General features: G+C 72.2%; 16 protein-coding genes and 2 pseudogenes. 12 read left to right on the plus strand and 6 right to left on the minus strand.

Annotated features, from left to right (window positions below; translation table 11 throughout):
* Positions 1-49 precede the first annotated feature (49 nt).
* From RH94_RS34395 to RH94_RS45605, 5 genes and pseudogenes are all read left to right on the plus strand, one after another.
* On the plus strand, positions 50-1,036 hold the full coding sequence (locus RH94_RS34395; RefSeq protein WP_073952222.1) for an ABC transporter permease: 987 nt from the start codon (positions 50-52) through the stop codon (positions 1,034-1,036).
* Entirely contained in the window at positions 1,029-1,949 is a 921-nt protein-coding gene (locus RH94_RS34400) for an ABC transporter permease (RefSeq protein ID WP_073952223.1), read from the plus strand. The genes RH94_RS34395 and RH94_RS34400 overlap by 8 nt, the downstream gene beginning before the upstream one ends.
* Positions 1,946-3,064 carry an ABC transporter ATP-binding protein gene (locus tag RH94_RS34405; protein WP_234426243.1) on the plus strand — a complete coding sequence of 373 codons (1,119 nt, stop codon included), beginning with the start codon at positions 1,946-1,948 and terminating at the stop codon, positions 3,062-3,064. Before RH94_RS34400 ends, RH94_RS34405 begins: the two co-directional genes overlap by 4 nt.
* Positions 3,061-3,658 (plus strand): ATP-binding cassette domain-containing protein (locus RH94_RS45600; RefSeq protein WP_234426244.1); only part of this gene is annotated, 598 nt, incomplete at its 3' end. The genes RH94_RS34405 and RH94_RS45600, both read left to right, overlap by 4 nt.
* A gap of 1 nt (position 3,659) precedes the next feature.
* Positions 3,660-4,133 (plus strand): annotated as a pseudogene (locus RH94_RS45605) (oligopeptide/dipeptide ABC transporter ATP-binding protein); the annotation flags it as partial.
* On the opposite strand, the gene RH94_RS34415 reads toward RH94_RS45605, so the two are convergent.
* Together RH94_RS34415 and RH94_RS34420 are read right to left on the minus strand one after the other, a co-directional pair.
* Positions 4,106-5,158 carry a protein kinase family protein gene (locus RH94_RS34415; protein WP_073952225.1) on the minus strand — a complete coding sequence of 351 codons (1,053 nt, stop codon included), beginning with the start codon at positions 5,156-5,158 and terminating at the stop codon, positions 4,106-4,108. The pseudogene RH94_RS45605 and the gene RH94_RS34415 overlap by 28 nt on opposite strands.
* Positions 5,159-5,242: 84 nt before the next feature.
* Positions 5,243-6,598, minus strand: a complete 1,356-nt coding sequence (locus RH94_RS34420; protein ID WP_073952226.1) for a dipeptidase — start codon at positions 6,596-6,598, stop codon at positions 5,243-5,245.
* 217 nt (positions 6,599-6,815) lie between these two features.
* Here RH94_RS34420 and RH94_RS34425 point away from each other — a divergent pair, with 217 nt between their 5' ends.
* The gene (locus tag RH94_RS34425) at positions 6,816-8,081 is read left to right on the plus strand and encodes a geranylgeranyl reductase family protein (RefSeq protein WP_073952227.1); all 1,266 of its coding nucleotides are present in this window, start codon (positions 6,816-6,818) and stop codon (positions 8,079-8,081) included.
* Here RH94_RS34425 and RH94_RS34430 read toward each other — a convergent pair.
* A complete protein-coding gene (locus RH94_RS34430; RefSeq protein ID WP_073952228.1) occupies positions 8,071-8,529 on the minus strand; it encodes a nitroreductase family deazaflavin-dependent oxidoreductase in 459 nt (152 codons plus the stop codon). The two genes, RH94_RS34425 and RH94_RS34430, sit on opposite strands and share 11 nt — an antisense overlap.
* Before the next feature lie 148 nt (positions 8,530-8,677).
* Here RH94_RS34430 and RH94_RS34435 point away from each other — a divergent pair, with 148 nt between their 5' ends.
* Both RH94_RS34435 and RH94_RS34440 read left to right on the plus strand, forming a co-directional pair.
* Positions 8,678-9,388 (plus strand): TetR/AcrR family transcriptional regulator, encoded by a 711-nt coding sequence (locus tag RH94_RS34435; RefSeq protein WP_073952229.1) that lies wholly within the window; start codon positions 8,678-8,680, stop codon positions 9,386-9,388.
* A 144-nt stretch (positions 9,389-9,532) separates the two neighbouring features.
* Positions 9,533-12,043, plus strand: coding sequence for an ATP-dependent Clp protease ATP-binding subunit (locus RH94_RS34440; RefSeq protein WP_073952230.1), 2,511 nt, complete (start codon positions 9,533-9,535; stop codon positions 12,041-12,043).
* Between the two features lie 16 nt (positions 12,044-12,059).
* Here the strand turns inward: RH94_RS34440 and RH94_RS34445 are convergent, their stop codons facing one another.
* The 3 genes from RH94_RS34445 to RH94_RS34455 all read right to left on the minus strand — a co-directional run bounded on the left by RH94_RS34445 (position 12,060) and on the right by RH94_RS34455 (position 16,036).
* A complete protein-coding gene (locus tag RH94_RS34445; protein WP_073952231.1) occupies positions 12,060-13,259 on the minus strand; it encodes an MFS transporter in 1,200 nt (399 codons plus the stop codon).
* A 65-nt stretch (positions 13,260-13,324) separates the two neighbouring features.
* The gene (locus tag RH94_RS34450; protein ID WP_073952232.1) at positions 13,325-14,611 is read right to left on the minus strand and encodes a cytochrome P450; all 1,287 of its coding nucleotides are present in this window, start codon (positions 14,609-14,611) and stop codon (positions 13,325-13,327) included.
* A 69-nt stretch (positions 14,612-14,680) separates the two neighbouring features.
* The gene (locus tag RH94_RS34455) at positions 14,681-16,036 is read right to left on the minus strand and encodes a glutamine synthetase family protein (protein WP_073952233.1); all 1,356 of its coding nucleotides are present in this window, start codon (positions 16,034-16,036) and stop codon (positions 14,681-14,683) included.
* A 345-nt stretch (positions 16,037-16,381) separates the two neighbouring features.
* Here RH94_RS34455 and RH94_RS34460 point away from each other — a divergent pair, with 345 nt between their 5' ends.
* The 4 genes and pseudogenes from RH94_RS34460 to RH94_RS34475 form a co-directional block, all read left to right on the plus strand.
* Positions 16,382-16,570: a ferredoxin gene (locus RH94_RS34460; RefSeq protein ID WP_073952234.1), complete on the plus strand. Its 189-nt coding sequence runs from the start codon at positions 16,382-16,384 to the stop codon at positions 16,568-16,570.
* A gap of 4 nt (positions 16,571-16,574) precedes the next feature.
* Complete coding sequence (locus RH94_RS34465) at positions 16,575-17,783, plus strand: NAD(P)/FAD-dependent oxidoreductase (protein ID WP_073952235.1); 1,209 nt, start codon at positions 16,575-16,577, stop codon at positions 17,781-17,783.
* 12 nt (positions 17,784-17,795) lie between these two features.
* Positions 17,796-18,602 carry an acetoacetate decarboxylase family protein gene (locus RH94_RS34470; RefSeq protein WP_073952236.1) on the plus strand — a complete coding sequence of 269 codons (807 nt, stop codon included), beginning with the start codon at positions 17,796-17,798 and terminating at the stop codon, positions 18,600-18,602.
* Between the two features lie 35 nt (positions 18,603-18,637).
* Positions 18,638-19,985, plus strand: a pseudogene (locus RH94_RS34475) (aldehyde dehydrogenase); the annotation flags it as partial.

Below are 19,985 nucleotides of genomic sequence, written 5' to 3' on the forward strand. Positions count from 1 at the left end.
GGCCCCGGCGGTCCCGGGGCCGGGTCCGGCCCTGCTGAGGGAGGACCGCATGCTCGCCTACACCGTGCGCCGCATCCTCGTCTCCATCCCGGTCCTGATCGTCTCCACGTTCATCGTCTTCCTGGTCGTCATCAACTCCGGCGACCCGGTCGCCAACTTCGCCACCTCACGGCAGCCCGCCCCCAGCCAGGCCGCCGTCGACGCGTTCGCCCGGCACATCCACGCCGACCAGCCCGCGGCCGAGCGCTACTGGAACTGGATCACCGGAGTGCTGCACGGCGACTGGGGGCCGTCCGTGCAGGCCAACCTGGACATCGGGCACGACCTGTTCACCCGCTTCCGGGTCACCGTCACCCTGGTCGCCGCCTCCCTCGTCATCGCGCTGATCATGGCCGTGATCTTCGGGGTGTTCAGCGCGATCCGCCAGTACAGCGCCGCCGACTACGCCATCACCTTCTTCGGTTTCCTGTTCCTCGCCATGCCGGTGTTCTGGTTCGCCGTACTGCTCAAGCAGGCCGGAATCTGGTTCAACGAACAGACCGGCAGCCAGTTCCTCGGCACCATCGGCGAGAAGTCGCCGTACCTCGACGTCGACACCCCCTGGAACCGGTTCACCGACCACGTCGGCCATCTCGTCCTGCCCACCATCACGCTCGCCCTGGTCTCCTTCGCCTCCTGGACCCGCTACACCCGTGCCTCCATGCTCGAGGTGCTGAACAGCGACTACGTACGGCTGGCCCGGGCCAAGGGCCTCAGACGCGGCAAGGTCCTGGTGCGGCACGCCCTGCGCACCGCCCTCGTCCCGCTCACCACCGTCACCGCGCTGGACGTCGCGATCGTCCTGGGCGGCGCCGTCATCACGGAGACGATCTTCCAGTGGCACGGCATGGGCGAGATGCTCGTCCAGTCGGCGCAGACCGTGGACGTCTACCGGACCATGGCCTGGCTGCTGCTGTCCGCCGTCGTCGTCATCGGGTTCAACCTCGTCGCCGATCTCCTCTACGCCGTACTCGACCCGAGGATCCGCTATGACTGACACCGAGGCCCCCGGGTCCGCCGGCACCCACCTGCCGCCCGCCGACCACGAGTTCACCGTCCGGTACCGCAGCCGGACCCGGCTGGTGCTGCGCCGTTTCGTGCGCCACCGGGCCGCCATGGTCAGCCTGGTCGTGTTCGTGCTGATCGTGCTGTGGGCGTTCGTCGGCCCGCACCTGTGGCACTACTCGTACCAGAAGTACACCCCCGACAATTCCCAGGCGCCGTCCTGGAAGCACCCCTTCGGCACCAACGCCTCCGGCTACGACGCCTACGCCCAGGTCATGCGCGGCACCCAGACCTCCCTGAAGGTCGCCATCCTGATCGCGCTCGGCTCCACCGCCGTCGGCGCGGTCTGGGGCGCGGTCGCGGGCTTCTACCGGGGCGTCGTCGACGCGATCATGATGAGGGTCGCCGATCTCGTACTGACGCTCCCGCTGTTCGCGATCGCGCTGGTCATCTCCTCGCGCAGCGGCGGCTCCTGGTACTGGATCGCCGCGGTCATCGCCGGGCTGACCTGGGCGTACGTCTCCCGGGTCGTGCGCTCCACGGTGCTGTCGCTGCGCGAGAAGGAGTTCGTGGAGGCGGCGCGGGCGCTCGGCGCCTCGGACCCGTGGATCATCTTCCGGCACCTGCTGCCCAACGCGCTCGGACCGGTCATCGTCAACGCGACCGTGCTGGTGGCCACCGGCATCCTCACCGAGACGGCCCTGTCCTTCGTGGGCTTCGGCGTGCAGCCGCCCGACACCTCGCTCGGGCTGCTCGTCTCCCAGGCGCAGACAGCGGTCGACACCCGGCCCTGGCTCTTCTACATCCCCGGCTTCTTCATCATCGCCATCGCCCTGACCATCAACTTCATCGGCGACGGGCTGCGCGACGCCTTCGACCCCCGGCAGCAAAGGGTGCGCCAGTGACGACCACCAGCCATGGAGTGCGCGAGGTCCCGGTCACGGAGGCCGTGCTCGAAGTCGACGACCTGAGCGTGGAGTTCCCCACGGAGGACGGGACCGTCCGGGCCGTGCGCGGTGTCGGCTACCGGCTCGGGCGCGGCGACTCGCTGGGCATCGTCGGCGAGTCGGGATCCGGGAAGTCGGTCACCGCGCTCGCCGTGATGGGACTGCTGCCCGGCGCCGCCCGGGTGCGCGGGTCGGTGCGGTTCGAGGGCACCGAACTGCTCGGGCTGTCCGACGCCCGGCTGTCCGACGTGCGCGGCAACGGCATCGCGATGATCTTCCAGGACCCGATGACCTCACTGAACCCGGTCCACCCCGTCGGCTACCAGATCACCGAGACCCTGCGGCGGCACAACCCGGACCTGACGTCCCGCGCCGCCCGCGCACGCGCCGTCGAACTGCTGGGCACGGTCGGCATTCCCAGCCCCGAGCGGCGCGCCGACACCTACCCGCACGAGATGTCCGGTGGCATGCGCCAGCGCGTCGTCATCGCCATCGCCATGGCCAACGACCCCGATGTGATCATCGCCGACGAGCCGACCACCGCCCTCGACGTCACCGTGCAGGCACAGATCCTCGAGGCGCTTCAGGCCGCCCGCGCCCAGACCGGCGCCGCCCTGGTCCTGATCACCCACGACCTGGGTGTGGTCGCCGGCCACACCGACCGGGTCGCCGTGATGTACGCGGGCCGGATCGTGGAGACCGGGTCGGTGGAGGACATCTTCTACACCCCGCGCATGCCCTACACCCTCGGCCTGCTCGGCTCGCTGCCCCGCCTGGACCGCGAGGAGGAACGCCTCACCCCCATCACCGGCTCTCCGCCCTCCCTGCTGAACCTGCCGCCCGGCTGCCCCTTCGCGCCCCGCTGCCCCCTGCGCCGCGAGGCGTGCGACAGTTCGGAGCCGCCCCTGCGCAGGGCCGGGCACGACGCCCACCTCAGCGCCTGCCACTTCGCCGGCGAACTCGTCGGCACCGGTGCCGCGGACGTCTTCGACACGGCCGGCGCGGACAGCGAGGCGCTGGCGCGCTTCGCCGATACACCGCCTTCGACGCACGCCGAGGAGGACCCCGCATGAGCGTCCCCGCGCGAACCGCCGCCCTGCCACCGCTGCCCGGCCACGGCGGCACCGGCGAGCCGGTCCTGCAGGTCCGCGACCTGGTCAAGCACTTCCCGGTGATGTCCCGCGGCGTGGTCCGCCGACGGGTGGGCGACGTGCACGCCGTGTGCGGGGTCTCCTTCGACCTGTACGAGAACGAGACCCTGGGCCTGGTGGGGGAGTCCGGTTCGGGCAAGACGACGGTCGCCCGCACGGTGCTCAGCCTGGAGACCGCCACCTCGGGTCAGGTCCTCTACCGGGGCCAGGACCTGACCCGGCTCGGCCGGCGCCGGATGCGGCCGCTGCGGCGCGAGCTGCAGATCGTCTTCCAGGACCCCTACGCCTCCCTCGATCCGCGCGTCTCCGTGCACGAGATCGTCGCCGAACCGCTGCGCATCCACGGCCGCTACGGTCCGCGGGCCGGCGACGAGGTGCGGGAACTGCTCCGTCTCGTCGGCCTCAACCCCGAGCACGGCAACCGCTTCGCGCACGAGTTCTCCGGCGGCCAGCGCCAGCGCGTCGGCATCGCCCGGGCGCTGGCGCTGCGGCCGAAGGTGATCGTCCTGGACGAGCNGAGCCGGTCTCGGCGCTGGACGTGTCCATCCAGGCGGGTGTCCTCAACCTGCTGATGGACCTGCAGAGCGAGCTCGGCCTGTCCTTCCTGTTCGTTGCCCACGACCTGTCGGTGATGCGCCACGTCGCCGGCCGGGTGGCGGTGATGTACCTGGGCCGCCTGGTCGAGGTCGCCCCGTCCACCACACTGTTCACCCGCCCCGCGCACCCCTACACCCAGGCTCTGGTCTCGGCCATCCCGCTGCCCGACCCGCGCAAGGAGCGCGCCCGCAGGCGGATCGTGGTCCAGGGGGACGTCCCCAGCCCGGTCCGCCCGCCCAGCGGCTGCCGCTTCCGCACCCGCTGCCCGAAGTTCGCGGCCCGGCTGACGGACAGCGAGCGCACCGCGTGCGTCGAGCAGGTACCGGAACTGACCGACCGGGGCACCGGCCACCCGGTGGCCTGCCACTACGCGGAGAGCGTGGAGCTGCTGTAGAGGCGCCGCAGCTCGTCGTGCGGGTACGGGGTCAGCCTGCTCTCCTCGATCAGGCGGTCGTGGAAGTCGTTCAGCCGCGCGGCGAGCGGCGCGTGCCGGCCCAGGAGCGCGGCCGCGGCCGCCGGGACGCCGTCGGGCCGCGCTCCCCCGGCCAGGGCGCGGACGAAGGCGCGGCGGTCCTCGAGTCCGTACCCGTACAGCTCGTACGCCAGCCAGTTGACCAGGTGGGTGAGGGTGTAGGCGCGGTCGTAGCCGCGATGACGGCGGAAGAAGGACTGCTCCTGCCCGGTGAGCCGGAACCGGTGGCTCAGGGCGAGGCCGAAGTCCGTGAGGTACAGCTGCCGGCCGTCGGTGAGGATGTTCCGGAAGTGCGCGTCCAGGTGCAGCAGCCGCCGCTCGTGCAGGAAATCGGCAACGGTCTCCAGGCCGCGTACGACGAAGTCGCACGCGGTGTCCGCCGCGTCCGTGCGCAGCCGGGCGCCGAACCAGTCGTCGAGGGTGTGCGGCACGTACTCCAGGAACAGGGTCAGGCTCGCGGTGGCCGTGCGCAGGGCCTCGACGCGGGCCCGTACCTGCGGGGTGCCGCCCCAGTGGGCGACGGTCCGCTCCACGTCGGCCAGTTCGTCCGGCAGGGGCCCTGGCTCGTCGGGCAGCACCCGCCAGTGGTGCAGCAGCGGAAAGCCGGTGAAGCGGCCGGAGAGCACCCAGTTGGTCGTCATCCGGTGCGTGGCGAGCTCCCGCCACGCACCGAGCCCCGGGCTGCCGATGCCGTAGTGGAAGTACGGCGGCAGGTCGAAGACGTTCGCCGTCGACAGCCGGTTGTCGGGGTGCCGCTCGACGTCCGTCAGGCGTACGTGCTTGACGAAGACCGGCCGGCCGTCCACCTCGACGAGTGCCCGACGGCCGCCGATCCCGGTGCCGAACGGCTCGCCACCCGCCAGGAGTTGTGCGAGTTCGCGGTCGCCGAGGAGCGCGAGCGAGGTGGCGATGTCGGTGTGGGCGGTGATGCGGGCGGAGAGAGGCATGAGCTCATGTTCAGCCGTACACCGCCTGGCTGTCCGCCGGTTCGGGGAGTGTCGCCCCGGCGCGCCGTGCGCCGGGGCGGTGACTCAGCCCGCCGCGTAGTTGCGCAGGAACAGTGCCTCCGCGACCGACAGGCGCTCCAGCTCCTCGGGGGAGACGCTCTCGTTCACGGCGTGGATCTGCGCCTCGGGTTCGCTCAGGCCGATGAGGAGGATCTCGGCCTGCGGGTAGAGCGCGGCGAGGGTGTTGCACAGGGGGATGGAGCCGCCCTGGCCGGCGTACTGCATCTCCTGGCCGGGGTAGGCGGCCGCCATCGCGTCGGCCATCGCCTGGTAGGCCGGGCTGGTGGTGTCGGCGCGGAAGGGCTGGCCCTGGCCGATCTGCTCGGTGCGCACCCGGGCGCCCCACGGGACACGGGTCTCCAGATGGGCCTGGAGCAGCTTGGTCGCCTCGGCCGCGTCGACGCCCGGCGGCACCCGCAGGCTGACCAGGGCACGGGCGCCGGCCTGCACGGACGGGGTGGCGCCGACGACCGGCGGGCAGTCGATGCCGAGGACGGTGACGGCCGGGCGGGCCCAGATGCGGTCGGCGACCGTGCCGGAGCCGATCAGCTCCACGCCGTCGAGCACCTTGGCGTCCTTGCGGAACTGCTCCTCGTCGTAACTCAGGCCCTCCCACACCGAGTCGCCCGCCAGGCCGTCCACCGTCGTCGAGCCGTCCTCCGCGCGCAGCGAGTCCAGGACGCGGATCAGCGCGGCGAGCGCGTCGGGGGCGGCGCCGCCGAACTGGCCGGAGTGCAGGTTGCCTTCGAGGGTGTCGACCTGGACGCGGACCAGGGTCATGCCGCGCAGGGTGGCGGTGACGGTGGGCAGGCCGACGCGGAAGTTGCCGCTGTCGCCGATCACGACGGCGTCGGCCTTCAGCAGCTCCGGGTGCTCCTCGGCGTAGCGCTCCAGGCCGCCGGTGCCCTGCTCCTCCGAGCCCTCGGCGATCACCTTGACGTTCACCGGTATGCCGCCGTTCGCCTTCAGCGCGCGCAGCGCGAGCAGGTGCATGATGACGCCGCCCTTGCAGTCGGCGGCGCCGCGTCCGTACCAGCGGCCGTCGCGCTCGGTCAGCTCGAAGGGCGGGGTGGTCCAGCCGGCCTCGTCCAGCGGCGGCTGCACGTCGTAGTGGGCGTAGAGCAGGACCGTCTTCGCGCCCTCGGGACCGGGCAGATGGCCGTACACCGACTGGGTGCCGTCCGGGGTGTCGAGCAGGGCCACGTCCGTGAAGCCCTCGGCGCGCAGCGCGTCGGCGATCCAGCGCGCGGCGGCCTCGCTCTCGCTCCTCGGGTACTGGTCGAAGTCCGCCACCGACCGGAAGGCCACCAGCTCGGCGAGTTCCGCCCGCGCCCCGGGCATGAGGGAGGCGACGGTCTCGGCGACCGGATTCGACGACATGGGCACGCTCCTTGCGGGTGCGACGTCGCACTCGGGAGTATCCGGGGTGATACGTCCGAGCACTTCTGTGTTACGGATGATCGTGTCAGGGTAGGCACGGCCCGGTTGTACGGGGCACGTACGCTGCCGATCCTCCCACAGCGGCCCGTGGCGAGGACCGCCGTAGGATGCCACAGACAGCAGCGGCAGCCGGGTAGATCGGGAGCGGTAGACCATCGTGAGCAGCGAGAACTCTTCGGCGGACGACGTGCGGGACGACGAGAGGCAGGTGTGGGACGTCGTCGTGGTGGGCGCGGGACCCGCGGGTGCCTCGGCCGCCTACGCGGCGGCGGTCGCGGGGCGGCGCGTGCTGTTGCTGGAGAAGGCGGAACTGCCCCGGTACAAGACCTGCGGCGGAGGGATCATCGGCCCCTCGCGCGACGCGCTGCCGCCGGGTTTCGAGCTTCCGCTGAAGGACCGCGTGCACGCGGTGTCCTTCTCCCTGGGCGGCCGTTTCACCCGCACCCGCCGCTCCAGGCAGATGCTGTTCGGGCTGGTCAACCGGCCCGAGTTCGACCAGCAGCTCGTCGAGCACGCGCAGAAGGCCGGCGCCGAGCTGCGTACGGGCGTCACCGTCTCGCGGGTCGAGCAGCACGGCTCGGCGGTGCCGGACCGGCGTACGGTCGCCGTGGTGCTCCAGGGCGGCGGGACGGTGCTCGCGCGCGCGGTGGTCGGCGCGGACGGCAGCGCCAGCCGCATAGGAGCCCACGTCGGGGTGAAGCTGGACCAGGTGGATCTGGGTCTGGAGGTGGAGATCCCGGTGCCGGACACCGTCGCCGAGGACTGGCGGGGACGGGTGCTCATCGACTGGGGGCCGCTGCCCGGCAGTTACGGCTGGGTGTTCCCCAAGGACGACACGCTGACCGTCGGCGTGATCTCGGCTCGCGGTGAAGGCGCCGCCACCAAGCGGTACTTGGAGGACTTCATCGGCCGTCTGGGCCTGGCCGGCTTCGAACCGAGCGTCTCCTCCGGGCATCTGACGCGCTGTCGTGCCGACGACTCGCCGCTCTCCCGGGGCCGGGTGCTGGTGTGCGGGGACGCGGCCGGGCTCCTGGAGCCGTGGACGCGCGAGGGCATCTCCTTCGCGCTCAGGTCAGGGCGGCTCGCGGGGGAGTGGGCGGTGCGCATCGCCGAGGCGCACGACGCGGTGGACGCCCGGCGCCAGGCCCTGAACTACGCGTTCGCGATCAAGGCCGGACTCGGCGTCGAGATGGCCGTCGGCAAGCGGATGCTGTCGGTGTTCGCGCGCCGGCCCGGAGTCTTCCACGCCGCCCTGACCGGCTTCCGGCCCGCCTGGAGGGCGTTCAGGGACATCACGCGGGGCTCGACCTCCCTCGGCGAGCTCGTCCGCAGCCACCCCATGGCCCAGCGCGCCCTGACCGCGCTGGACCGGCAGCCGGCCGCGCCCGCCGCGCCCGGCGCGGAGGACCCGGTCAGTCCGTGACCGTGATCCGGAAGACCGGGTGGTCGGGGGCGGCCGCGGCGATCTCCTCGGCGGAGGACTTCGCCGTGACGCCCCGGAAGTACTCGTCGACCTGCCAGCCCCACCGCTCCAGATAGGTCCGCAGGACCGGTGGTTTCTCGGCGTCGGGCAGCTCCACCGCGGTGAACGTCCGCACCTTCCGCCCGACGCGCAGCTCTCCGCCGCCCGCCGCGCGCATGTTGCGGACCCACTGGGAGTGGCCGCGGGCCGAGACGAGGTACTGCGTGCCCTCGTACGTGTGCGGGTTGACCGGGATGCGCTGCGGCTCGCCGCTCCTGCGGCCCCGCACGGTCAGCTCGGCGGAGCCGGCGAGGCTGATCCCGTACCGGGCGAGCCGGCCGACGACGCTGTTGAAGCGGGCGTTCATCCGGCTGCCCTTGAGGTAGTACGGCGACGGTGACGACGACATGGTGACCCCCACTCATATTGGGAGAGCAGTGCTCTCGCTCGAGAGCAGTCTGCAACGGATCGGTGATCCATTGCAAGAGCGGTGCTCTCTTTTTGGTCCACCGCTCCGTTCAGTGCGCGCCGCTCCAGAACCGTGGAACACTCCTCCCATGAGCACCGTGAAAGGCGCCCGCGCCCGGGCCAGGACGGAGATCACCGCGGCGATCAAGGACGAGGCGCGCGGACAGCTCGCGAAGGAGGGCGCCGCGAAGCTCTCGCTGCGCGCCGTGGCCCGTGAACTGGGCATGGTGTCCTCCGCGCTGTACCGGTACTTCCCCAGCCGCGACGACCTGCTGACCGCGCTCATCATCGACGCCTACGACTCCCTGGGCGCGGCGGCGGAGTCCGCGCACGAGACGGTGGCCGGCGCCGAGCCCCTCGCGCGCTGGACCGCCGTGTGCGAGGCGGTACGCGGCTGGGCGCTGGCACACCCCCACGAGTACGCCCTCATCTACGGCTCGCCCGTGCCCGGTTACACCGCGCCGCTGACGACCGTCCCGGCCGCGGCCCGTGTCGGCCTGCTCCTCATCGGCATCGTGCGCGACGCCCACGAGCACGGCGGGCTGACGGAGCCCCCGCTCCCCGCCGAACTGCTCGGCGAGGCCGAGCGGATGGCCGCCGATTTCGCGCCCGGCCTGCCGCCCGAGGCGGTGGCCGCGCTCGTCGCCGCCTGGGCGCAGCTGTACGGGCTGGTCGGATTCGAGCTGTTCGGGCAGTTCAACCGGATGGTGGAGGACCGGGAGCCGTTCTTCCGGCACGCGGTGGTCCGGCTCGCCCACGGGGTGGGCCTGCGTCCCGTACCCCCCGAAGAGCAGGCGTGACCGCCTCACTCGACCGGCGGCCCATCGGTGCACCGCGCACAGCACCGCCCCGTACGGCACCGGGTCGGCGTATGTCGCGTTGCGGTGGGCCATTCGGTGGGTTGGGGTGGAGGGAGACACACTTCCCTGTCCCGGACGGCGATCATGACGATGTCACCCTTCGGCGCCTCCTTCGGCGGCCCTGACCCGTTCTCCGAGATCCTCAACCGCTTCTTCGGCATGACACCCGCCGCCTCGCCCCCGCAGGTGCAACGCGTGCCGATCGGGCGGCTGCTGACCGAGTCCGCGCGCGAGCTGATCAACCAGGCCACCCGGCGAGCGGCCGAGGACGGCAGCTCCGACCTGGACACCGAGCACCTGCTGTGGGCGTGCACCCAGGTGGAGCCGGCCCGCGGGCTGCTCGCCCAGGCCGGAGCCGACCCGGACCGGCTCGGCGCGGACCTCGCCGAGGCGCTGCCCGGCGAGAGCGGCATGCCCTCCGCACAGCCCGGCCTGACCCCGGCGGCCAAGCGCGTGCTGCTGCGCGCCTACGAGCACTCCCGGGCGGCCGGAGTGTCGTACATCGGCCCCGAGCACGTCCTCGGCGCGCTCCTGGACACGCCGGGCGCCCCGGCGGCACGCGTCCTGGCCGCCCACGGCATCGAGGCCGACCAGGTGCGGCGCGGCGCCGACACGGCCTCCCGTCCCGACACCGCGCCGAGCGCGGGCGAGACCCCGAGCGCCACCCCGACCCTGGACCAGTACGGCCGTGACCTGACCGAGGAGGCCAGGGCCGGGAAGCTGGACCCGGTGGTGGGACGCGCCGCGGAGATCGAGCAGACCGTCGAGGTCCTCTCCCGCCGCACGAAGAACAACCCCGTCCTGATCGGCGAACCGGGCGTCGGCAAGACCGCCATCGTGGAGGGACTGGCCCAGCGGATCGTCAACGGGGACGTGCCGAAGACCCTGGAGAACAAGCGGGTGATCGCCCTGGACCTCACCGGGCTGGTGGCGGGCGCCCAGTACCGGGGACAGTTCGAGGAACGGCTGAAGAACGTCATCGACGAGGTCAAGGCGGCCTCCGAGTCGACGATCCTCTTCCTGGACGAACTGCACACCGTCGTCGGCGCCGGAGCCACCGGCGAGGGCTCCATGGACGCGGGCAACATCCTCAAACCGGCCCTCGCCCGCGGCGAACTCCACGTCGTCGGGGCCACCACCCTCGACGAGTACCGCCGGTACGTGGAGAAGGACGCCGCCCTGGAGCGCCGCTTCCAGCCGGTCATGGTGCCCGAGCCGAGCGTCGAGGAGACCGTGCAGATCCTGGAGGGCCTGCGCGACTCCTACGAGGCCCACCACCAGGTCCGCTACAGCGACGACGCCCTCGTCGCCGCGGCCGAGCTCTCGGACCGGTACGTCACCGACCGCTTCCTGCCCGACAAGGCCATCGACCTGCTCGACCAGGCCGGGGCACGGGTGCGCCTGCGCTCCCTGGGCCGGTCCACCGAGGTCGTCGAGCGCGAGGACCGGCTGGCCAAGCTGCGCCGTGAGAAGGACCAGGCCGTCGCCGCCGAGAACTTCGAGCGGGCCTCCGAACTCAAGGACCGGATCGCCGAGGTGGAGACGGAGCTGGAGGGCCTGGCCGAGCGTCGCGAGGGCGTCCTCGAGGTGACCGTCGACGACATCGCCGACGTACTGTCGCGGCGTACCGGCATCCCCGTCGCCCAGCTGACCGAGAGCGAGAAGGAGCGGCTGCTGAAGCTGGAGGAGGCCCTGCACTCCCGGGTCGTCGGCCAGGACGAGGCGGTCACCGCGATCGCGCAGGCGGTGCGCCGCAGCCGGGCCGGCATGGGCGACCCGAACCGGCCCGTGGGCTCCTTCCTCTTCCTCGGTCCCACCGGCGTCGGCAAGACCGAACTGGCCAAGGCCCTCGCCGAGTTGCTGTTCGGCGACGAGAACCGCATGGTCCGCTTCGACATGAGCGAGTTCCAGGAGAGGCACACCGTCTCCCGGCTCGTCGGCGCCCCGCCCGGCTACGTCGGCCACGAGGAGGCCGGCCAGCTCACCGAGAAGGTGCGCCGGCAGCCCTACAGCGTGCTGCTGTTCGACGAGGTGGAGAAGGCCCACCCGGACGTCTTCAACACCCTGCTCCAGGTCCTCGACGACGGCCGGCTCACCGACGCGCAGGGCCGCACCGTCGACTTCCGCAACACCGTGGTCATCATGACCTCCAACATCGGCGCCCAGCGGATCCTGGCCCACCACGGCGACGTCGCCGGCATCAAGGACCAGCTGATGCAGGACCTGCGAGGGAGGTTCCTGCCGGAGTTCCTCAACCGCATCGACGACATCATCGTCTTCCACGGCCTGAGCGAGGAGGACCTCGGCCGGATCGTGGACCTGCTGCTGGACAACAGCCGCCGCCGGGTGCGCGCCCAGGGACTGGAGCTGGAGGTCACCGACGCCGCGAAGAAGCTGCTGGTCGCCCACGGCCACCAGCCCGAGTTCGGCGCCCGCCCGCTGCGCCGCACCATCCAGGCCGAGTTGGACAACCGCATCGCCTCCCTGCTGCTGAGCGGCTCGGCCGACCCCGGCGACACGATCGTGGCGGACGTCGACAAGGACGCCCTGGTCTGCCGGGTCGAACACCCGGAGCTCCCCGGCCGGCTGACCTGAGGCACGGCGCCGCCCGTCACTCCCGCGCCGACCGCCGGGTCGCGAAGGCGATCGCGGCGGCGACGGCGGCCAGTACGGCGACGCTGGTGAGCGCGGCCGGCAGGGAGGTCCACTCGGCCATGAAGCCGATCGCCGGCGGCCCGAGCAGCATGCCGCCGTACCCGAGGGTGGAGGCGGTCGCGACGCCGCTCGGACCGGCCAGCGCGCCGGCCCGCTCCACGGCCACCGGGAAGAGGTTGGCGAGCCCGAGCCCGGTGACGGCGAATCCGAGCAGCGCCGCCCACACCGACGGCGCGAGCGAGCCGAGCAGCATGCCGGCCGAGGCGACCGCGCCGCCGGCCACGACCGTACGGGTACGGCCCAGCCGCTCGAGCAGGGCCGTACCGCTCAGCCGTCCGAGGGTCATCGCCAGGGCGAAGCAGGAGTAGCCGGCCGCCGCGATGCCCGGAGAGGCGCCCAGGTCCTGCTGGAAGTGCAGCGCGCCCCAGTCGGCCATGGCCCCTTCGCCGTACGCCGTGCACAGGGCGATCAGGCCCAGGACCAGGACGAGTCCCCGGGTACGGCGGTCCAGGCGCCGTGGGCGGTCCCCCTCGGGCCGTACGCGCTCCGCCGGCACCGGGGATTCGTGCCGCAGCAGGGTGGGGCCCGCGAGGGCGGTGACGAGCAGGCCGACCAGGGTGAGGCCGAGCAGGTGGTGGGTGGGGGACAGGTGCGCGGCCACGAGCCCGCCGAGTCCCGCGCCCACCATGGCGCCGAGGCTGAAGGCGGCGTGGAAGCTCGGCATGATCGGCCGGCGCAGCGCGGCCACCAGGTCCACGGCCGCGCTGTTGAAGGCGACGCTGATGCCGCCGTACGCCGCCCCGAAGACCAGCAGGACCGCGCCGAGTGCCAGGACGGAGTGGGTGAGCGGGGGCAGGGCGATGCTGAGGGAGAGCAGCACGGCGTACACGACGGTGATCCGGTGGCTGCCGTAGCGGCGGCACAGGCGGCCGGTCAGGGCCATCGTGACCACCGCGCCGGCGGAGACGCCGAGGAGGGCGAGGCCCAGGTCGCCGGCCGAGGCGCCGGTCTGTTGCTTGATCGCGGGGATGCGGACCACCCAGCCGGCGAAGACGAAGCCGTCCAGAGCGAAGAAGGCGGTGAGGACGGTACGCAGGCGGGTGAGGGTGTCGTCCCGTACGGCGCTGTGCGGACGTACTTTGTTTATGAGCGGCACAAAATCAGGCTAGCAAGCACGCGCAACCGGGGCGAGCGACGGCCCGCCCCGGTTGCGGACGCGCGTCAGGCGAGCGTCACCTCCACCGGGAGCCGCTTGATGCCGTTGACGAAGTTGGAGCGGACCCGGGGCACGTCGCCGACGAGCTTGATGTCCGCGAGGCGCGGGATCAGCTCCTCGAACATGATCCGGATCTCGGTGCGGGCCAGCAGGTTGCCCAGGCACAGGTGGGGGCTGCCCTTGCCGAAGGTGACGTGGTCGTTGTTCTGCCGGGCGACGTCGAAGTCGTAGGGGTTGCCGAAGACCTCCTCGTCACGGTTGCCGGAGGCGAACCACATGACGACCTTGTCGCCCTCCTTGACGTGCTTGCCGCCGAGTTCCACGTCGCGGGTGGCGGTGCGGCGGAAGTGGTAGACGGGGGAGGCCCAGCGCAGGAACTCCTCGACCGCGTGGGGGATCAGGGAGGGGTCCTCCTGCAGGCGGGCCAGCTGCTCGGGGTGCTGCAGCAGGGCCAGCATGGAGTGGGTGATGGTGTGGCGGGTCGTCTCGTTGCCCGCCACCACCAGCAGCAGGAAGTAGTTGTCGAAGTCCTGTCCGGACAGCGGGACGCCGTCCCGCGGGGTGCCGTTGACCAGCTGGGAGACCAGGTCGGTGCCGTTGCCGCCGCGCCGCTGCCGGGCCAGTTCCCGGCCGTAGGCGAAGACCTCCAGGGAGGCGGGGGAACGGAAGGGCAGGTCGCGGTACTTCTCGCTCTCCTCGCTGCTCAGGAGCACGTCGGCGTAGTCCGGGTCGGTGTTGCCGATGATGCGGTTGCCCCAGTCGATGAGCTGCTGGTTGTCCTCCGGCGGCACGTCGAGGAGACGGGCCAGCACGTTGATGGGGAAGTCGGCGGAGACCTCCTTGACGAAGTCGAAGGTGCCCTTGGCCAGGGCCGCGTCCAGGGTGGTCGCGGTCAGTCCGCGCAGGAAGTCGGTGTAGCTGTTGATCACGCTCGCGCCGAACTGGCGCTGGATCAGGCTGCGCATGGCGCGGTGGCGGACCCCGTCGAGTTCGAGGATGGAGGCGCGCTTCTTGATCTGGTCGTCGTCGACCTCCTCGAGGTTGACGAACCTGGTGGAGGTGAACGTCTCGGCGTCGCGGTCGACGCGGGCGATGTCCGCGTGCCGGGTGACGCTCCAGAAGCCGGAGTTGGGCGCCTCCTCGGGCTGCCAGTGCACCGGGTCCTCGTGGCGCAGGGTGTGGAACATGCGCCAGGGGGTGACGCCGTCGGTGAAGTTGTCCAGGTCGGCGAGGTTCACGTCGGCCAGCGGCAGCGGCTCGCGGACGGCGTCGGACAGGGGCTGGGTGGTCATGGGTGGCGTCTCCTCGGCGTCACGGGGATCGGTGCCGGCGCGACTCGGTGTCACGGGTGGGGCGGATGGTCAGAGGTGGTAGGCGTACTCGGTGAACTCCCAGTCGGTGACGTGCCGCTCGAAGCGTTCGACCTCGTTGCGCTTGTAGGTGAGGTAGGAGGCGGTGAAGTCCTTGCCGAGGACGTCGGCCAGCGCGGTGTCCGCCTCCAGGGCGTCCAGGGCCGCGGACAGGGTGGCCGGGAGCTTGGCCGACCGGTCGGCGTCGTAGCCGTATCCGTCCAGCGGGGCCGGCGGTTCCTCGCCGGCCAGGACGCCGAGCAGGGCGGCGGCCACGGTCCCGGCGATGAGCAGGTAGGGGTTGGCGCTGGCGTCGCCCAGGCGCAGTTCGAGCCGGGAGCCGGAGCCCCGCTCGGGCGGGATGCGGACCATGGCGCTGCGGTTGTCCAGGCCCCAGTCGATCAGCCAGGGGGCGAGGGTGTCCGGGCCGAAGCGCTTGTAGGAGTTGACCGTCGGGTTGGCCAGGGCCGCGAGCGCGGGTGCGTGGGCGAGGATGCCGGCGACGGCGTGGCGGGCGGTCGCGGACAGGCCGTAGGGCGCCGCGGGGTCGTCGAAGACGTTGGTGCCGCCGTCGTCCTCGCAGGACAGGTGGAGGTGGAAGCCGGAGCCTCCCGCCTCCTGGAACGGCTTGGCCATGAAGGTGGCCAGGCGCCCCTCCTTGCGGGCGATCTCCTTGATCGCCGACTTGAAGCGGAAGGCGCGGTCGGCGGCCGACAGGGCGGCCAAGTGGGTCAGGTTGATCTCGAACTGGCCCCCGTCGAACTCGTGGTTCCCGCTGCTCACCCCGAGCTCGGCGGTGCGCAGCAGACGCAGGGTGCGCAGCAGGTGGTTGTCGTCGTCCGCGCGCAGGCCCGCGGTGTAGACGACGCCCTGGGCGTCGTTGTAGCGGCGCCAGCCGCGCGGGGAGCCGGGCGCGGGCTCGCACAGGAAGTACTCCAGCTCCGGGCCGACCACCGGGCGCAGTCCGTGCTGGCCGCACCGGTCGAGGACGGCGCGGAGCAGATCACGGGGCGACTCGGGGGCGGGCAGCCCGGTGGCCGGGTCGGTGACGTTGCCCAGGCAGGCCGCCACGCCGGGTTCCCAGGGCAGGGGCACGAGGGTGTCGAGGTCCGGCGTCACGCAGATGTCGGGCAGGCCCGCGTCCAGGCCGCCGGAGACCGGGACGACGTCGCCCTGCGGGCTGGTGTGGTAGACGGCGCGGCAGAAGGCCAGGCCGTGGTCGCAGACCGAGGGCAGGTGCTCCAGCAGGACGTCCCGGGCGCGGTCGGTGCCGATGAGGTCGGGGTAGGTCACCCGGACCACGTCGATGCCCTCGGCGGCGAGCCGGTCCTGGTGCCGGCGGACGGATGGGGAGTCGGATGCGCTCACCGGTGTCTCCTCGGGGGAATGTGGGGCGCTTCCCAGGCCGGCGCGGGCGCTGGGAGAAGGGGAAGAGGGTCGGCGTCGCACTGCGGGAGGGCAGGGACCGCTCAACGTTTGATGCCAAACGGTATGGAGCCCTGTCACCTCACCGCAAGGGGGAAGTCGAAAAAATTTATCCATCCGGATAGCTATTGACCAGGGTCCGGCCGGTTCTTATGTTGTTTGAAGCCAAACGAGTCCGGGGACGGTTTTCTCCCTCCCCGTTGGCCGGGGCCCGGCCGTATCCGGTCCGGGCCCCTTATCTCCCCCCAGCTTCGCGCCCCGACGCCCTCAGCACCAGGAGGACCGGCCATGAAGGTCGTCGTCGACATGAACAAGTGCCAGGACCACGGTCAGTGTGTCTTCGCCGCCCCTGACGTCTTCAGCTTCGACGACGCCGGCCGTCTGGCCTACGTCAGCGACCCCGACGACGCGCTGCGCGACGAGGTCGAGGAGGCCGCCGACGTCTGCCCGCTGCAGGCCATCCGGATCGAGGACTGAGCCCGTGAGCGCACCCGTCGTCGTGGCCGGCGCCTCCATGGCCGGCCTGCGCGCCGCCGAGCAGCTGCGCGCCGCCGGGTACCTCGGCCCGATCACCCTGATCGGCGAGGAACCCCACATGCCCTACAACCGGCCGCCGCTGTCCAAGGAGGTGCTCGCCGGCAAGGCGTCCTTCGAGTCGCTGGCCTTCCGGCCCCGCGCCGCGGTCGCCGACGTGGAGTGGCGCCTGGGCACCAGGGTCGTCGCGGCCGACCCCGACCGTCGCGCGGTCGAACTCGAGGACGGCGAGGTCCTGTCCTACGCCGGACTCGTCGTCGCCACCGGTATGCGCCCCCGCCGGCTGCGCTGCCCCGGCCCCCTCGATGGACGGCACACCGTCCGTACGATCGACGACGCCCGCGGCCTGCGCGAGGCCCTGACCCGCCCCGGTGCCCGGGTGGTCGTGGTGGGCGCGGGCTTCATCGGCTGCGAGGTCGCCGCCACGGCCGTCGCCCTCGGCGCCGCCCGGGTGACCGTCGTGGACCCGATGCCCCTGCCCATGGTGGGGCCGCTCGGCGACCTGCTCGCCAAGGCCCTGCTGAAGCGGCACGAGGAACGCGGAGTCGACTTCCTGCTCGGCACCGGCGTGGCCGGCTTCGAGGGCGCGGACCACGTCACCGGCGTGGTGCTCGGCGACGGGACCGTGCTCCCCGCGGACGTCGTGGTGGAGTCGGTCGGATCCATCGCCAACACCGAGTGGCTCGACGGCAACGGCCTCGACCTCACCGACGGGGTGCTCACCGACGAGCACCTGCGCGTCGGCGGACGCCCCGAGGTGGTGGCGGTCGGCGACGTCGCCCGCTTCCCCAACGCCCGCTACGACGGTGTACCCCGCCGGGTCGAGCACTGGTCGATCCCCACCGACACCGCCAAGCACGCCGCCCGCGCGCTTGCCGCCCATCTCGGCGGCGCCGACGCCGGCCCCGACCCGTTCGCGCCGCTGCCCACCTTCTGGAGCGACCAGCACGACTTCCGGCTGCAGTCCTTCGGCGCACCCGGACTCGGCCTCGGCGACGTCCGGGTCCTCGACGGCGACCCGGACGGGGACGTGCTCGTCGGCTACCACACCGGCGGCCGCCTGGTCGGCGTCGTCGCCCTCGGCGGCCAGGCCGCGGCCGCGGCCGCCGCCCGCTACCGCGCCGAACTGCTCAAGCTGCCCGCCCCCACCGCATAAGGAACGCCTGCCATGACCACCGTCCGCGGATTCTTCCACCCCAAGACGGCGACGGGCGCCTCGTCGCTGATCCCCTCCCCGCCGTGGCGCTACTCCGGCGACCTGCTCACCGTCGAGTACCGCACCGACCCGGCGCGCGTGCGCGAACTGCTGCCCGAGCCGCTGGAGCTCGCCGACGAGGACCCCGGCGCCGTGGCGCTGATCTGGGCCGACTGGCAGTCCTGCTCGGCTTCCGGCGAGGAGCTGCTGGACCCGGTGCGCGCCCAGTACAAGGAGGCCTTCGCCGTCGTCCGCTGCAAGTACAAGGGGCAGACGTACACGCGCTGCGTCCACATCTGGGTGGACAAGGACTTCGCGATCGCCCGCGGGCTGCACCAGGGCTACCCGAAGAAGCTCGGCTCGATCCACCAGACCCGCCCGCACCCCTACGGGCCCGCCCCGCGGATCGAGGCGGGCGCCCGGTTCGGCGCGACGCTGGCCGCCGCCGACCGGCGCCTGGCCCAGGCCGTGGTCACCCTGCGCGAGCCGTCCGAGACCAACGGCTTCGTCAACGGCCACCCGATGGCCCACCACCGCTGGCTGCCCTCCATCGAGAAGGGCAAGGGCCTCGCCCTGGACGAGCTGATCGAGTCCGGCGCCGCCTCCTTCGAGGGCGGGCAGCCCTGGGTCGGCGACGCCGAGCTGGAGCTGTTCGAGGCTCCCACCGAGGAGCTGGCCCGGCTGGAGATCCGCGAGCCCATCGCCGCCTACTACCGCCAGGTCGGCGTGGTCTGGGACGGCGGCCGCCTGCTGGAGTCCGGCACGTCCGGCGCCGAGTGACGCACCCGCAGACGACACACCCTGGAGACCCGGACATGACCGACACCCACACCACCACCGTCGCCGGAGTCGCCGTCGACACCCGGCACTGGATCGGCGGCGAACGCGTCGCCTCCACCGAGACCTTCACCGACCACTCGCCGATCGACGGCGCCGTACTCGGCGAGATCTCCCGCGGCACGGCGATGGAGGCCGCCGCGGCCGTGGCCGCCGCCAAGGCCGCCTTCCCCGGCTGGGCCGCCACCCCGCGCGCCGAACGCGCCCGCATCCTGCACGCCGTCGCCGACGGCGTGGAGAAGCGGATCGAAGACCTCGCGATCGTCGAGACCACCGACAACGGCGCCCTGCTGCGCTCCCACCGCCGCGGTGTCATGCCGCGCGTCGCGCACAACTTCCGCTTCTTCGCCGACTGGCTGCTGAAGCTGGAGCACGAGGACTTCGAAACGCGCGGCCACACCAACCACGTCAGCTGGGACCCGGCCGGCCCCAGCGTGCTGATCACGCCGTGGAACGCGCCGCTGATGCTGGCCACCTGGAAGGTCGCCCCGGCCCTGGCCGCCGGCAACACGGTGATCCTGAAGCCCGCCGAGTGGTCCCCGCTGACCGCCTCGCTGCTCGCCGACATCGCGGCCGAGGCCGGGCTCCCGGCCGGCGTCCTCAACGTCGTTCAGGGCCTCGGCTCGGAGATCGGCGACGCGCTCACCTCGCACCCGGACGTGCGCCGGATCAGCTTCACGGGTTCCGTCCCGACGGCCAAGCGGATCTCCGAGTCGGCCGCCGCGAACCTCACCCCGCTCAGCCTGGAGCTCGGCGGCAAGTCCCCGCTGCTGGTGTTCGCCGACGCCGACCTCGACCTCGCCGTGGACCTCGCGGTGGAGCAGTACGACAACGCCGGCCAGGTCTGCCTCGCGGGCACCCGGCTGCTGGTGGAGGAGACGGTCGCAGAGGAGTTCACGAAGCGCTTCGTGGAGAAGGCCTCCCGGCTGGTGCAGGGCGACCCGCGCGACGAGGCCACCGACATCGGCCCCAACATCCACCCCCGCCAGCTGGAGAAGATCGACGGCTTCGTGCGGCGGGCGCTGGAGGCCGGGGCCCGAGCGGTCATCGGCGGCCACCGGAGGGACGGCCAGTACTACGCGCCGACGCTGCTCACCGACGTGGCCCAGGACTCGGAGATCGTGCAGGAGGAGGTCTTCGGCCCCGTCCTGACCCTGCAGACCTTCAGCACCGAGGAAGAGGCCGTCCGTCTCGCCAACGACACCCGCTTCGGCCTGGCCGCCACCCTCGCCACCGGCGACCGCGAGCGCGCCGACCGCGTCACCGCGCAGCTCGTCGCCGGCACCGTCTGGGTCAACTGCTTCTTCGTCCGCGACCTGCAGGCCC

Source organism: Streptomyces kebangsaanensis (genome assembly GCF_001906585.1).
GTDB classification, from domain to species: domain Bacteria; phylum Actinomycetota; class Actinomycetes; order Streptomycetales; family Streptomycetaceae; genus Streptomyces; species Streptomyces kebangsaanensis.

Coding starts and splice junctions, on each gene's coding strand:
- RH94_RS34395 (WP_073952222.1), top strand. CDS start 50: ATGCTCGCCTACACCGTGCGCCGCATCCTCGTCTCCATCCCGGTCCTG.
- RH94_RS34400 (WP_073952223.1), top strand. CDS start 1,029: ATGACTGACACCGAGGCCCCCGGGTCCGCCGGCACCCACCTGCCGCCC.
- RH94_RS34415 (WP_073952225.1), bottom strand. CDS start 5,158: ATGCCTCTCTCCGCCCGCATCACCGCCCACACCGACATCGCCACCTCG.
- RH94_RS34420 (WP_073952226.1), bottom strand. CDS start 6,598: ATGTCGTCGAATCCGGTCGCCGAGACCGTCGCCTCCCTCATGCCCGGG.
- RH94_RS34430 (WP_073952228.1), bottom strand. CDS start 8,529: ATGTCGTCGTCACCGTCGCCGTACTACCTCAAGGGCAGCCGGATGAAC.
- RH94_RS34435 (WP_073952229.1), top strand. CDS start 8,678: ATGAGCACCGTGAAAGGCGCCCGCGCCCGGGCCAGGACGGAGATCACC.
- RH94_RS34440 (WP_073952230.1), top strand. CDS start 9,533: ATGACGATGTCACCCTTCGGCGCCTCCTTCGGCGGCCCTGACCCGTTC.
- RH94_RS34450 (WP_073952232.1), bottom strand. CDS start 14,611: ATGACCACCCAGCCCCTGTCCGACGCCGTCCGCGAGCCGCTGCCGCTG.
- RH94_RS34460 (WP_073952234.1), top strand. CDS start 16,382: ATGAAGGTCGTCGTCGACATGAACAAGTGCCAGGACCACGGTCAGTGT.
- RH94_RS34470 (WP_073952236.1), top strand. CDS start 17,796: ATGACCACCGTCCGCGGATTCTTCCACCCCAAGACGGCGACGGGCGCC.